The sequence below is a fragment of the Microbacterium zouquanmingi genome (genome assembly GCF_052266675.1).
Taxonomy (GTDB): Bacteria; Actinomycetota; Actinomycetes; order Actinomycetales; family Microbacteriaceae; genus Microbacterium.
In genome coordinates this window covers 391,555-404,049 of sequence record NZ_JBQPRA010000002.1, presented here as the reverse complement: position 1 = coordinate 404,049, position 12,495 = coordinate 391,555, and the positions used below count along the sequence as shown (strand labels likewise).

Genomic DNA, 12,495 nt, shown 5'->3' with positions numbered 1-12,495 from the left:
CTCCGCTGCAGGGAGCGGCGTGACGTGTCGATCACCCCTGGTCGTCGGAGCAGACGAGCCCGTCTTCCGGCAGGTCACCAGAGAGCAGGTAGCCGGTGATCACGTCGTCGACGCACACAGAGCGCCCAGTGAAGGAAGCGCCATGTCCCGCCCCTTCGAGGGTGACGAGCCTGGCATTGCCGAGCTGCCGGGTGAGCTCCTGCGCTCCCTCATAGGGGGTCGCGTGGTCGCCGGTGATCCCCACAACCAGCACGGTGGCATCGGGCGATCCGGTGAAGGTGTCGGTGATGTCGTCTCCGCTCCCGGGGAGCGCGTCGCAGCCAAGATTTGTGAACGGACGGAGGGATTCGTCCGTGATCTCGGGGCCACCATACAGCACGGGCATGCCCATCTCGTTGATGTGGTCAAGCAGACCGATGATGTTGGGATCATCGGGGAAGGAATGGCAACGCACGACCGTTCCCGCAAGACTGACACTCGCACCGCCGCCGGTCATCGCTGCGACGAGGTCGTCGATCTGAGCCTGGTCGCCCGCGAGCACGCCAGCGACCGTCTCGAGCGCTTCGGTACGCCCAGCGCCGCGCTTATACAGCGCCGTAGTGAGGTAACCGTGCAACGTCGAGCTTGTGAGCTCGGAGCCATCGCTGGCGAGGAGCGGCTCGGCCGCGAGTGTGTCCATCACTGCGAGGTATTCCGCCTCAGACGTGATCGGGCACGACGCCGCGTTGTATGCGGCGCCGCATTGAGCGAACAGTTCGACGACCTGAGTCGCGATCGCGAACTGCTGGTTGAACGAGCCGATCAGCCCAGCCCATTGCGCGGCCTCCGCACTATCGAGAACCATGCGTCCGACATTCTCGGGGAACAGCGTCGAATACGTCGCACCGAGCATGGTGCCGTATGAGTATCCGAGGTAGTTCAACGTGTCGTCGTTCACCAGATGGCGCATGAGTTCCATGTCTCGAGCGACCTGCGAGGTACCGATCGAAGCCGCGAGCGGCTGATCCGCGGCGCAAACGGCAAGGTTGATCTCGAAGACGTCCGAGACTCCATCGCACTCGAGAGGTGTGCTCCGGCCGATACCGCGCGGATCGAAGCCGAAGAGGTCGTACTGCGCCGTGATCTTATCGAAGCCGGGCGACAGGGCTATCCCGAACGTGTAGGCCAGCCCACTCGCACCGGGTCCACCGGGATTGCCGAACAGTGTGCCGAGCTTCTCGGCGTCGCCGGTAGCACCGCGCCGCGTCACCGCGAGCTCGATCGTCTCAGAATTGTCGGGATCGTTCCAGTCGAACGGCGCCGCGATCATGGCGCATTCGAAGGCATCAGCATCCCCGCCCATCGACTCCATCACCCCGACGAGGTCATCGGTCATACCGAAATCGGCGCCGCACTCTGCCCAGTCGATGGTCTGCGCGTACACTTCGGCGAAGGACTCGGCCTGCACATCGCTCGCTTTCGACTCCGCGCCCGTGGAACAGGCGGTCATTGCTAGTCCGGCGACGGCGAGCAGCGCGGCCACCCGAATAGTTCGCTTCGTCGTACTCTCACGCATACTGTCTCCCTCAGACGCACGCCTGTCATAGGCGATTTTCGTTATCCTGCCATCGTCCAGGACACGGAGCTGCCGCACAGCGACGAGCGCCGATCTCAGCGCGAATTGCGCGGGGGACGCGCGAATTGCGTCGCGCAGGACAGCCAGCCCTGCCGTTTCCGTAGGTGCGAATGCCAAAGTGGTGTCGCCGGCCGGAGCCGGACCGTGCCCCATCGGGCGTATGAAACGGGTACAAAACCGGCACAGAAACGCGCCCGCCCCCATTGCGAGAAGAATTTCCCGGCTTAAGGTGCGTTCGGAGCCGGGAAATTCTTCTCGCAATGCCGGAGACGTGGCGGACTGGCCCCGCGACGACGCGCCCGACATACGACAAAACCCCCGACTTCCCGGGGGTTTTCATCTGTAGCAGGAGCGGGGCTTGAACCCGCGACCTCACGATTATGAGTCGTGCGCTCTCACCAACTGAGCTACCCTGCCGCACGACATCCGATCAAAAGAAAGGATGCTGCGAGCCCCGAGTCAGGATTGAACTGACGACCCCTTCCTTACCATGGAAGTGCTCTACCACTGAGCTATCGGGGCGCTGTCACCCGTGAAGGCAACCACACGAGAATACCATCACTTCGGCGTTCTCACGAAACCGGGACGACCCCGTCATAGCGACCAGCATTTTCCTGTAGCCACGGGAGCGGATCGATGGTCGCTCCATCGATGATCAGCTCGAAATGCAGGTGCGCTCCGAACGAACGACCGGTGTTGCCCACCTTGCCGATGACGTCGCCGACCTCGACCATCTGCCCCGCCTTGACGAGCAGAGATCCGTACTGCATGTGCGAGTAGTGGCTGGTGACCAGGTCGCCGTCGATCATGTGATCGATGTAGACGGTGACACCGTAGTTACCCCCGGTCTCGGTCGCGATCCGGACGGTACCGCCCGCAATCGCCTGAACCGGCGCACCATCGCCCGGGACGAGATCCAAGCCCTCATGCAGGCGCCCGTCGCGCATGCCGTAGCCGTAGCTCATGCCGACGCCCACCATGAAGGGCCACTGAATCGCGGCATCCGGATCGTTCGTGTAGACCGACGTCGAATAGTCGATGCCCTGCTCATGCGCGATGTCGATCAGCGACGCGGTCGAGAACTTATCGGCGCGTTCGATCGTGCCATTCTGCAGGTCCGACGACGCGACGAACGCCTGGATCTCGTCCCCGCGGATTCCTGATCCGCGCTGTTCGGATGCTGCGACAAGCGACGCCGCTACCGAGGACTGCGCACTCTGAGCCGCAGCCACGGCCCCCGCCGGCAGCGTCATCGACACCGCGAGCAGACCGGCGACGCCCATGATGCCGACCGAGGCACCAACAGTGAGGAACCTGCTTCTCGTGCGCTCCTCCGGCATCGGCAGCGGCGCCGAGCGGAACGCGCTCAGATCCCGCGGCTCAGCTGCTCCGGCGCCGGTCACGTAGACGGGCAGACTCGGCGGGACGGCGAGGAACGCTCGGCATGCCGAGTTGAATGAATCGACTCCGTCTTCGCAGCTCGCCGGCTCAGCCTGCGACTGCTCGGCTCGCGCTCGCCTGATGCTCGCCCTCGTCAGAGGAGCAGGCTCAACGACCACAGGCTCGCGCTCAACGCTCTCGGACGCAACATCCTCACCCTGTCGAAGCTCACGCAGCGCACGCCGCGACAGCGGCACGGCAGCGGTAGCGGCATCCACCGTGGCTTCTGCAGCGCGACGTCGCGAACGACGCGTGGGCGCAGGGCCAGCGAGGGAGGAATCAAAGGGCAAAACAGAACTCTCGGGCAGTCGTCAGCGGGGGCGCCTTCGTGTGGGTAGCACGAAGGTAACGATTACAAAAACACTACCTTGGCGACGTCGACAATGACATGCCTTTCACCATTACTTTTCGTCGGAAAGAACACTCAGCAGCCGCGCGTGCAGCGCGGGGCCGGCAGCGACCGTCATCGGACGAGCGGATGCCGCGTCCAGCCAGCTCACCATGCCGCCGGCCTCTTGCACGAGCAGCGCGCCCGCAGCGAAGTCCCAGGGATTGAGCCCGCGTTCGAAGTACCCGTCCAGACGCCCTGCTGCGACGTACGCGAGGTCGAGCGCAGCGGCCCCCATCCGTCGAAGATCACGCGCGAGCGGCATCACTTCGCGCACGGTGGCGATGTCGCCGTCGTGCGTCGCGGGGTCGTAGCCGAACCCGGTCGCCAGCAGCGCTCCCGCCGGGGTCTCTGTCGTCACCGCGAGCTTCTCACCGGCGAGCCAGGCACCGCCGCCATGGGATGCTTCGAACAGCTCCCCCAGCGCCGGCGCGTGCACGGCTGCGGCGAGCGCCTGCCAGCCACCAGGAACGGTACCGCCCTGCACTGCGGCGATGCTCACGTTGTACATCGGCATGCCATAGGCGTAGTTCACTGTGCCGTCGATCGGATCCACGACCCAGGTCACCCCGGTCGTCGATACGGCGGCACCAGATTCCTCGCCCAGAAAGCCATCGCCGGGGCGCTCGGCCGCGAGTCTCGTGCGGATGAGATCTTCGACCTCGCGGTCAGCCTCGGTGACGATGTCTGCCAGGTTCGTCTTGGTCGCCGCAAGAGAGACGCCAGCCGCCCGGCGCTGCCGAGCGAGGGCTCCCGCTTCACGGGCGATGTCTGCCGCGAGCTCTCGCAACCGTGCGGGGTCGACCGACACCACGCCGCTCACTGGTGCGGCGCCGGAGGCGGAGGCGGGAACGCGCCGGGCGCCGGGGGCGCGATCGGCGGCTCTTGTGGCGCAGCAGGCTGCTCAGGAGCAGCAGGCTGCTCTGGCATCGGCGGCACGGGTGGCACTGCTGGTGGCTGCGGCATCCGCTCGTGGGTCGCGTCGAGGTCGGCCTGCACGGGAGAAGCCTGCACGGGAGGGGCCTGCGGCGTGGGGAACTGCCACGCCGATTCGCCCAGGATGCCATCGTGCGCGGCTGGCGCTCCGGCAGGAGGCACCGGGAAACCATCTGGACCGATCGGAGCATCCGGAGAGGAGACGAGGCCTACAGGCGCGTGCTGACCGGACGGCGCCTGCAGCGCGATCTGCGTCGGATACCCGGTGTAATACGCGTTCCAGTCCGGGGATCCGTCCGAAAGAACCGGCAGCGGAGTGACTCCATCGGCGTACGTCGGCCATTGCTGCGCCGCAGACCCAGCGGGGGCGGTGGGCGCCGCGAGGGCGGGAGCGTACGCCTGCACCGGCGCGTAACGGCCAGCCGACGCAGGCTTTTTCGGGGCGAACAGGGCGTTCAGCAGCGGAATCAGAGTCGTGCCGACAGCGGCGAGGATCGCGAGCGCGACCACGATGCGCCAGTACAGCTCGCTGTAGTCGAAGGTGTCTGGGAGCGTCAGGAAGATGACGAGCATCGCCACGAGCAGCACCAGCATCGCGATGGTGACGTAGTAGATGACGCGTGTGAACGTTGTGACGTACCGCTGCGCGGCGGGGGTGAACAGCCGCACGTGCAGCAGCGCGAGCTGCAGAACGCCCACGATGACGAGCAACATGAAGAAGCGACCGGCGCCGCCGGCGTACTCGTAGGGCTCACTCGGAAGCCAGATCTTGATGGCACCCGCGATGAGCGCGACGATCCAGGTGATCATGCTGGCAAGCGCCAGCCAGTCAGGGCGACGGGCCGCCAGACCTGCTTCGAGGATTGCGATCCCCGCGAATCCCGCGAGCAGGAGGATCGTGAGGAACGCTCGCCCGATGATGCCGTTCTGGTCGCCGATGAGCACCCACACGACGCAGACCAGCGCCGCAGCGATCAGGGCGCCGATGGCGATCCAGATCGCGCCACGGATCAGCAGTGACGCACCCGGCTTCGACTGGGCGTGATTGATCTCTGACATCATGATCTCCTCGTCGTCAGCGTTGCACTCATCCTCGCATGCGACGGCGTCTGCACGACGGGCATCCGGGCGGTTGTGAGTAACTCGTCGAGGATCTCAGCGAGCTTTCTTCGCCGACTGCGCAGCGAACGCCGCGACCCGCGCCTTCGCATCGGGCGTGTCGAAGGATGCCCCGATCGAACGGGCCTCTTCGGCGAGCTGGTCCGCGAAGCTGCGCGCCGGCTGCGAACGGACCAGCCGCTTCGCCTGCCCGTACGCGCGCGCGGCGCCCGCGAGCCAGAACCGTGCGATCTCCTCCGCGCGTGCACGCACGCGCTCGGCCTCGTCTGCAGCATCCGACCCGCTGACCACCTCGGCGACCAGACCCCATTCGAGAGCCTCTTCGGCGCTGAGCAGGCGGTCCTGCAGCACCAGCTGAAGCGCGCGACGCTGGCCGACAGCATCCGCCAGATGCGCCGAGACCGACAGGTCGGGCGTGAGGCCGATGTTCGCGTACAGGCTGCCGATCTTCGAGCGTCCACCGATCACGGCGTAGTCCGTGCAGAGCAGAATGCCCAGGCCTCCGCCTGCCGTCGTGCCGTGCGCGGCGGCCACCACGGGGACCGACGACTCGGTGAGAGCCCGGATCCCCTCGTTGATGACACCGGCGAGCGCGGTGAGCGGACCGCCGTCTGCCATCGACGTGGCCATCTCGATCACGTCGCCGCCGGCGCAGAAGGACGGGCCGGATGCATCGAGCAGAATCGCCCGCACATCATCTCTCGACGTCGCCTCTATCGTCGCATCCCGCCATGCCACCGCGAGATCCTCGTTGAAGGCGTTCAGCCGTGCGGGACGGTTCAGAGTGAGGCGCGCGAGCCCCTCATCGATCGACAACAGGATGGCATCGCTCATGGGCATCTCCTTCGAAGCGCGGACTCCGTCAGCCTAGCCGCGACCGTGGACCCCGGCATCGTAGTCCGAGGAATACGTTCTTCCGTCGTGCGGATCCCCAACGTGACGCACAGCACGAGGCCCCACGTCTGCGTCGTGGGGCCTCGTTCGTTGTTCGAATCAGCCGAGCGGACCGTACAGAGACGGGGCAGTCCGCGCCTGGTTTGCCTGTTCGATCGCGTAGGCGAAGCCGAGCAGCTCACCCTCGGCGAAGTCGCGCCCGAAGATCTCGAGGTTGACGCCGGCGCCGGTGATGGTGCCATCAGCCTCGATCGCCTGTCCCATGGGGACGGTCACCGCCGGCATACCGGTGTTCGGGCTCAGCCGCAGGTTGTTGCCCACGGTGCCGTAGGGGTTGCCGCTGGGATAGACCATCGCATCCAGTCCCCGCTCATCGAGGACCCCGGTCATCTGCACCTTGAACGCGGCAAGCGCCGTGCTGTGGCTGCCGTCCGGCCCTGCCCACGCGAGGTAAGTCTCCTCGGTGACCTGCGCGCGGCTCTCGTAGGTGCGCTGACGCGACGTCACGAAGCGCCCGGACTCGACGATCTGCTCGATCGTGCGAGCCGCCACTTCCGGCGCGAGATATGCATCGACGTACTCAGTCAGATCGTGGCGGAATTCGTTCGTGCTTCCGCTTCCCTCACCGAGCACGCGCGAGAACCACTCCGGTGCGGCGATCTCGACGATTGTCGCACCCTGAGCTTCCATCAGCGCCTTCGTCTCAGCCCACAGACGCAGAGTCGTCGGGTTGGTGCCGAGCATCGACGGGATATACCCGATCTGCGCGCCCTCGAGCGCGTTCGCGTCGAGATACTCCGTGTACGAGACGGGCACGTGTCCTGCCTGCGCCGCCGTCACAGGGTCGTTCTCGTCGACGCCGACGACGGCATCGAGCGCGACTGCCGCATCGATCACGGATCGGGCCATCGGTCCGCCAGTATCCTGGGTGAGCGCGAGCGGCACGATCCCGTCACGGCTGGCGAGCCCCACAGTCGGACGGATGCCGACGAGCTGGTTGTACGACGATGGAACGCGGATGGATCCTCCGGTGTCGGTGCCGAAGCCGATGCCCACGAGGTTCGCGGCGATCGCGGCTCCCGTGCCACCGCTGGATCCGCCAGCGGTCCGTTCGGTGACGTAGGGGCTCGCAACGTAGAGTGCCGCGCCGGTCTCCTGGTTCGCCGAGAACTGCGACTCGAAGCCGTAGGCGAACTCATCGAGACTCGTCTTCGCGAGGAGCACTGCTCCGCTCTCGCGGAGGCCCGTGACCATCGTCGCGTCGTCGGCCGTCCAGTTGTCATCCCAGCATCCGCACCCGGCGGTCGTGGCCATGTCGGTCGTGTTGTAGTTGTCCTTGACGGCCACCGGCACACCCAACAGCATGCTCATCATGCCGTTCGACGCGCGCTCGGCGTCGGCGGCGGCCGCCGCCGAGAGCGCCGCGTCGCTCGTGCTGATGATCGAGTTCAGCGCGCGTCCACCCGCAGCGATGTCGATCAGCGTGCGGTCGTAGGCTGCAATCCGGGCGAGATACTGCTGCGTGATCGCAACCGAGGTGGTGACCCCGGCATTCATCGCAGCCTGCATGTCAAGGACGCTCGCTTCAACGAGCTCGAACGGGCCGTCGTCGTACACCATGCGCTGTGAGAGGCCAGCGAGGTCAGTGACGCTGAGCTTCCCATCGCCGTCGAAGTCCCAGCCCGCGAGCGCGTCCCATCCCACGGAGCCGGCGGTATCGCCCAGGCTGTCGGCGAGCACCTCGAGGTCCGCGACGGTGACCTGGGCATCCCCGGTCAGATCCTTCTCGGTGTAGAACGGCATGAGCAGTGCCGTCGAAGCATCCGTCGTCTCCGCGCTCGCGGGCACGGTCGCGAAGAACGCGCCACCCATCGACACGATCGCAACGGACGCGGCGGTGAGTCGTTTCGCGTTACGCACTCGGTGGTTCCTTCCCGCAGACTTCATCGACGAGGTGGGGATGCTTTCGGTCATCGGACAGCTCCCTTGCGAGCACGGCGGGCGAAGAGAACGACGCCTGCTGCGATGGCCGCGAGGGCCGCGCCGATCAGCACGCCGACCATCTCGGTGCTTCCACCGGTGGAGGCGAGGTCGCCATCGATCTTGTCGGTCGGGCTATTGCCGCCGCCTCCGCCACCTTCGGTGACGGGCGGTGTCGTCGGCGTCGGAGTGGGGGGTGTGGGTTCGGCGACCATCACCGCATCAACGGTCACATCCGTGAACGCCGTAGCGACGCCATCAGTGCCGACGAGTGTGAGTGTCGGGACCGACAACGCGGCATCTCCCTCGGCCACGGCCGTGAACTCGAGCGTGGCGATGATGAGATCGCCAGCCAGCCCCGGGGAACTCCCCAAGCGCGTGTAGGTGAGGGCGACCGAATCCGTCGACGCGGCTGCGGCGCCGAATCCGCCGTCCGGATATTCGTCACTGTCGGGTACGAAGGTGATGACGGACTCGTCGAACTCCACCTCTGCCTCGTAGGCGAACAGATCTGCGGAACCTGCGACCGTCACGGTGACCGCAAAGTTGTCGCCGACCGTCACGTCTGCGGGGGCTGCGACAGCCACAGCCGTGACGCTCGCGGCATACGCTGCGGGCGCGATGGTGAGTGCGGCGAGTCCGACGAGCACCGAGGTGGTGATCGTCGCCAGCCGGCGTCTGGGCACGGGGTGTATCGGGGTGCTTCGGGGCATGCCGGAGCCGTCCTTCCAGGGAACATGATGAAACGATCGAACGCTCACCCCATCGGAAGCGACCGCTTCAGGCACACCCTCTCAGGCACAGATGTCGCCGTGATGTCGGATTGTTGCCAGCAGGTTTCGCCTACGCCGCAGACGGTCCCACCCGGATGTTGATGCTCTTCATCAGCGGCTGATCGCTCTGCGCACTGAAGTCGTTCGGACCGATCAGCACGTTCATCTCGGGCATGTAGCCGGCCGCACTCCCCCGCGGCAGGTCATAGGCGATGGCACGGTAGCGGCGCAGGCGCCGCTCTGTGCCGTCCTTCGATGTGGAGACGATGTCGACGACGTCACCCGTCGCGATACCGCGCTCGCGCATGTCCTCCGCATGCAGGAAGATCAGCTCGCGCAGGTTCTTCACCCCGCGGTAGCGGTCATTCGCGGTGTAGATCGTGGTGTTCCACTGGTCGTGTGCGCGCATGGTCTGCAGCACGAGCATGTCCTCTGCGGGCGGGCGCACATCGTGCAGCGGTGCGGCAGAGAACATCGCCCGCGCGGTCGGCGTGCGGAAGTCGCGCTCGCGCGCGGGCTGCGGAATCCGGAATCCGTTCGGTGTAGCAATGAGCTCGTTGAAGCCATCGAAACCGGGGAGGACTCTGGCCATCACATCTCGGATGCGCGCGTAGTCGGCGACGTACTCCTCCCACGGCGTCGCGCTGTCGGGGATGGTCGCCCGCGCCATGCGGGCGATGATGTCGGGTTCGGAGAGCAGACGATCGGATGCCGGCTTTCGCCCGCCGACCGACAGATGAACCATGCTCATGGCATCCTCGACGGTCTGCCCCTGCCGCCCGCTCGACTGGTCATCGCGTTCGGTGCGTGCCAGGCACGGCAGGATCAGGGCCTTGGCCCCGTGCACGATGTGGCTGCGGTTGAGCTTCGTGCTCACCTGCACCGTGAGCCGGCAACTGCTCATCGCCTCGGCGGTGAACACTGTATCGGGTGCGGCGGTGACGAAGTTGCCGCCCAGCCCCACGAACACTTTCACCGCCCCCGCGTGCATCTGGTGGATGCTTCCGACGGTGTCGAGTCCGGGCCGGCGTGGAGAGGTGATGCCGCAGACTTCGTCGAGCTTGTCGAGCAGCCACGCAGGCGAGTGGTGGTTGATGCCGCAGGTGCGGTTGCCCTGCACGTTGCTGTGACCGCGGACCGGAGCGGGTCCTGCGCCGGGGCGCCCGATGTTGCCGCGCAGCAGCAGCACGTTGACGATCTCGCGGACCATGTCGACGGCGTGCTCATGCTGGCTGATGCCGAGGCACCAGCTCACGATCGCGCTGTCGGCCTTCAGATAGATGGCACCTGCCGCACGGATCTGCTCCTCGCTGAGCCCCGACTGGATGACGAGATCGTCCCAGCTGGTGGCTTCCACCAGCGCGCGGTACTCCGCGAGCCCTTGCGCGAAGCGTTCGAGGAACGCAGCGTCCAGTGCCGCAGCATCCGTCTCCGCCGCCTCGAAGACGACCTTCGCGATGCCGCGCATGAGCGCCATGTCTCCGCCCGGACGCACCTGCAGATCAAGCGTTCCGGTCTCATGCGTCTTGAACAGCGCCATGTCGACGAAATCGTGCGGCACGGTCGTCCGCCGGGATGCCGCCTCGATGAGCGGGTTCACATGCACGACCTGTGCGCCGTTCTTCACGGCGTTCGACAGCGCCGTCAGCATCCGCGGCGCGTTGGAAGCGGCGTTGACTCCGAGCAGGAACAGCGCGTCGGTCTGCTCCCAGTCCTCGACGGTCGTCGTGCCCTTTCCCGACCCGATGGATGCCGTCAAGGCACGACCGGATGCCTCGTGGCACATGTTCGAGCAGTCAGGCATGTTGTTCGTGCCGTATTCGCGGATCATCAGCTGGTACAGGAAGGATGCCTCGTTGCTGAGCCTTCCCGACGTGTAGAAGGTCGCTTCATCTGGGCTGTCGAGACCACGCAGCTCCTCGCCGATCAGGGTGAACGCGTCATCCCAGCTGATCGGCACATAGCGGTCGAGCTCGGCGTCGTAGACCATCGGCTCGGTGAGGCGTCCTGCGTTCTCGAGTTCGTAATCGGTCCACTCGGCCAGCTCCGTCACCGTGTGCTTCGCGAAGAACGCCGGTCCTACGCGCTTGTGCGTCATCTCCCACGTGACGTGCTTCATGCCGTTCTCGCAGATGTCGAGCTTCAGGCCCTTCTGGTCGTCCGGCCACGCGCACCCAGGGCAGTCGAAGCCCTTGATGGGATGGTTCATCGTGAGCATGGCCAGCGCCCCGGTCACCGGCTGGCGCTCGCGGAGCAGCACCTGTCCGACCGACAGCGCCGCACCCCAGGCAGCAACGGGATGGGTGTAGTCCTCCTGCGACCACTGCTTGGTCGTTACCGGCCCGTACCCGCCCTGGCGCGGCACGTCCGATATGAGGCCGAAGGCAGTTCCCGGCCGCGGGTTCTCGCTGACGCTCGTCATGAGGCGCTTCCTTCTCTCAGCCATCCGGATTCTGCGGCATCGCTCACCGACACCCGTTCCGCATGCGTGTAGACGTTCATCGACCGGCCGCGCAGGAACCCGATCAGGGTGAGGCCGAGCGAGTCCGCGAGTTCTGCCGCCAGCGACGACGGCGCCGAGACGGCCGCAAGAATCGGGATGCCGGCCATCGTCGCCTTCTGGACGAGTTCGAAGCTCGCGCGTCCCGAGACCTGCAGAACCGTGCCGCGCAGGGGAAGGCGATTCTGAAGGACTGCCCAGCCGATCACCTTGTCGACGGCGTTGTGCCGGCCGACGTCTTCGCGCAGCACGAGCATCTCGCCGGTGTCGACATCGAACAGGGCTGCGGCATGCAGGCCACCGGTCTTGTCGAACGCGCTCTGATGCGCGCGCAGACGCACCGGGAACTCTGCGAGCGCCTCGGCGGTCACCGACGCGTCGTCATGAGTGAGCAGATGATGTGAGATGGTCCGCACCGCATCGATACTCGCCTTGCCGCAGATGCCGCAGGAGCTGGTCGTGTAGAACTCGCGGCGCAGTTCGGGGGCGGGCGGTGCCACCCCGGGAGCAAGAGTGACATCGAGAACGTTGTAGGTGTTCTCTTCACCACCGGTGCCGGGGCCGCCGCAGTGGATTGCCGAGCGGAACTCGGCGCCTTCGGCGATGACGCCCTCGGAGACGAGAAAGCCGGCCGCGAGTTCGACGTCGTTGCCGGGAGTGCGCATGGTGACCGCGAGCCCAGTGGCGCCGACGCGGATCTCGAGCGGCTCCTCGACGGCGAGGGTGTCGACCCGGCGAGTGGGCGGATGCCCCAGTGCGATCTTCAGCACCGGTCGTCTGGTGACGATACGACCCATACCATCTCCTTCGTCTCCGTCGACGTGCTCGCCTGATCGGCGCGCTTGCGGAG

General features: G+C 66.2%; 9 protein-coding genes and 2 tRNA genes. All 11 read right to left on the bottom strand.

The features are described from left to right. Positions 1-31: 31 nt before the first annotated feature. The 11 genes from ACTU6V_RS06080 to fdhD all read right to left on the bottom strand — a co-directional run bounded on the left by ACTU6V_RS06080 (position 32) and on the right by fdhD (position 12,442). Complete coding sequence (locus tag ACTU6V_RS06080) at positions 32-1,555, bottom strand: alpha/beta hydrolase (protein WP_443467459.1); 1,524 nt, start codon at positions 1,553-1,555, stop codon at positions 32-34. A 403-nt stretch (positions 1,556-1,958) separates the two neighbouring features. Then, positions 1,959-2,032, bottom strand: a tRNA-Met gene (locus ACTU6V_RS06075). A 33-nt stretch (positions 2,033-2,065) separates the two neighbouring features. Next, positions 2,066-2,137 (bottom strand) — tRNA-Thr (locus tag ACTU6V_RS06070). A 50-nt stretch (positions 2,138-2,187) separates the two neighbouring features. Beyond that, positions 2,188-3,273: a M23 family metallopeptidase gene (locus tag ACTU6V_RS06065; RefSeq protein ID WP_443475200.1), complete on the bottom strand. Its 1,086-nt coding sequence runs from the start codon at positions 3,271-3,273 to the stop codon at positions 2,188-2,190. 183 nt (positions 3,274-3,456) lie between these two features. Beyond that, complete coding sequence (locus ACTU6V_RS06060) at positions 3,457-4,266, bottom strand: inositol monophosphatase family protein (RefSeq protein WP_443475199.1); 810 nt, start codon at positions 4,264-4,266, stop codon at positions 3,457-3,459. Then, a complete protein-coding gene (locus ACTU6V_RS06055) occupies positions 4,263-5,438 on the bottom strand; it encodes a hypothetical protein (protein WP_443475198.1) in 1,176 nt (391 codons plus the stop codon). Before ACTU6V_RS06055 ends, ACTU6V_RS06060 begins: the two co-directional genes overlap by 4 nt. Before the next feature lie 96 nt (positions 5,439-5,534). Then, the gene (locus ACTU6V_RS06050) at positions 5,535-6,332 is read right to left on the bottom strand and encodes an enoyl-CoA hydratase/isomerase family protein (RefSeq protein WP_443467463.1); all 798 of its coding nucleotides are present in this window, start codon (positions 6,330-6,332) and stop codon (positions 5,535-5,537) included. A gap of 159 nt (positions 6,333-6,491) precedes the next feature. Further along, positions 6,492-8,366: an amidase family protein gene (locus ACTU6V_RS06045; protein ID WP_443467464.1), complete on the bottom strand. Its 1,875-nt coding sequence runs from the start codon at positions 8,364-8,366 to the stop codon at positions 6,492-6,494. Beyond that, on the bottom strand, positions 8,363-9,085 hold the full coding sequence (locus ACTU6V_RS06040) for a cohesin domain-containing protein (protein ID WP_443475197.1): 723 nt from the start codon (positions 9,083-9,085) through the stop codon (positions 8,363-8,365). The genes ACTU6V_RS06045 and ACTU6V_RS06040 overlap by 4 nt, the downstream gene beginning before the upstream one ends. A 130-nt stretch (positions 9,086-9,215) precedes the next feature. Next, the gene (locus tag ACTU6V_RS06035; protein ID WP_443475196.1) at positions 9,216-11,567 is read right to left on the bottom strand and encodes an FdhF/YdeP family oxidoreductase; all 2,352 of its coding nucleotides are present in this window, start codon (positions 11,565-11,567) and stop codon (positions 9,216-9,218) included. Next, a complete protein-coding gene (fdhD, locus tag ACTU6V_RS06030; protein WP_443475195.1) occupies positions 11,564-12,442 on the bottom strand; it encodes a formate dehydrogenase accessory sulfurtransferase FdhD in 879 nt (292 codons plus the stop codon). Before fdhD ends, ACTU6V_RS06035 begins: the two co-directional genes overlap by 4 nt. Positions 12,443-12,495 lie beyond the last annotated feature (53 nt).

Excerpts from the sequence above, each read along its gene's own strand:
- ACTU6V_RS06080 (WP_443467459.1), bottom strand. The coding sequence starts at position 1,555 with ATGCGTGAGAGTACGACGAAGCGAACTATTCGGGTGGCCGCGCTGCTC.
- ACTU6V_RS06055 (WP_443475198.1), bottom strand. The coding sequence starts at position 5,438 with ATGTCAGAGATCAATCACGCCCAGTCGAAGCCGGGTGCGTCACTGCTG.
- ACTU6V_RS06050 (WP_443467463.1), bottom strand. The coding sequence starts at position 6,332 with ATGAGCGATGCCATCCTGTTGTCGATCGATGAGGGGCTCGCGCGCCTC.
- ACTU6V_RS06045 (WP_443467464.1), bottom strand. The coding sequence starts at position 8,366 with ATGACCGAAAGCATCCCCACCTCGTCGATGAAGTCTGCGGGAAGGAAC.
- ACTU6V_RS06040 (WP_443475197.1), bottom strand. The coding sequence starts at position 9,085 with ATGCCCCGAAGCACCCCGATACACCCCGTGCCCAGACGCCGGCTGGCG.
- ACTU6V_RS06035 (WP_443475196.1), bottom strand. The coding sequence starts at position 11,567 with ATGACGAGCGTCAGCGAGAACCCGCGGCCGGGAACTGCCTTCGGCCTC.
- fdhD (WP_443475195.1), bottom strand. The coding sequence starts at position 12,442 with ATGGGTCGTATCGTCACCAGACGACCGGTGCTGAAGATCGCACTGGGG.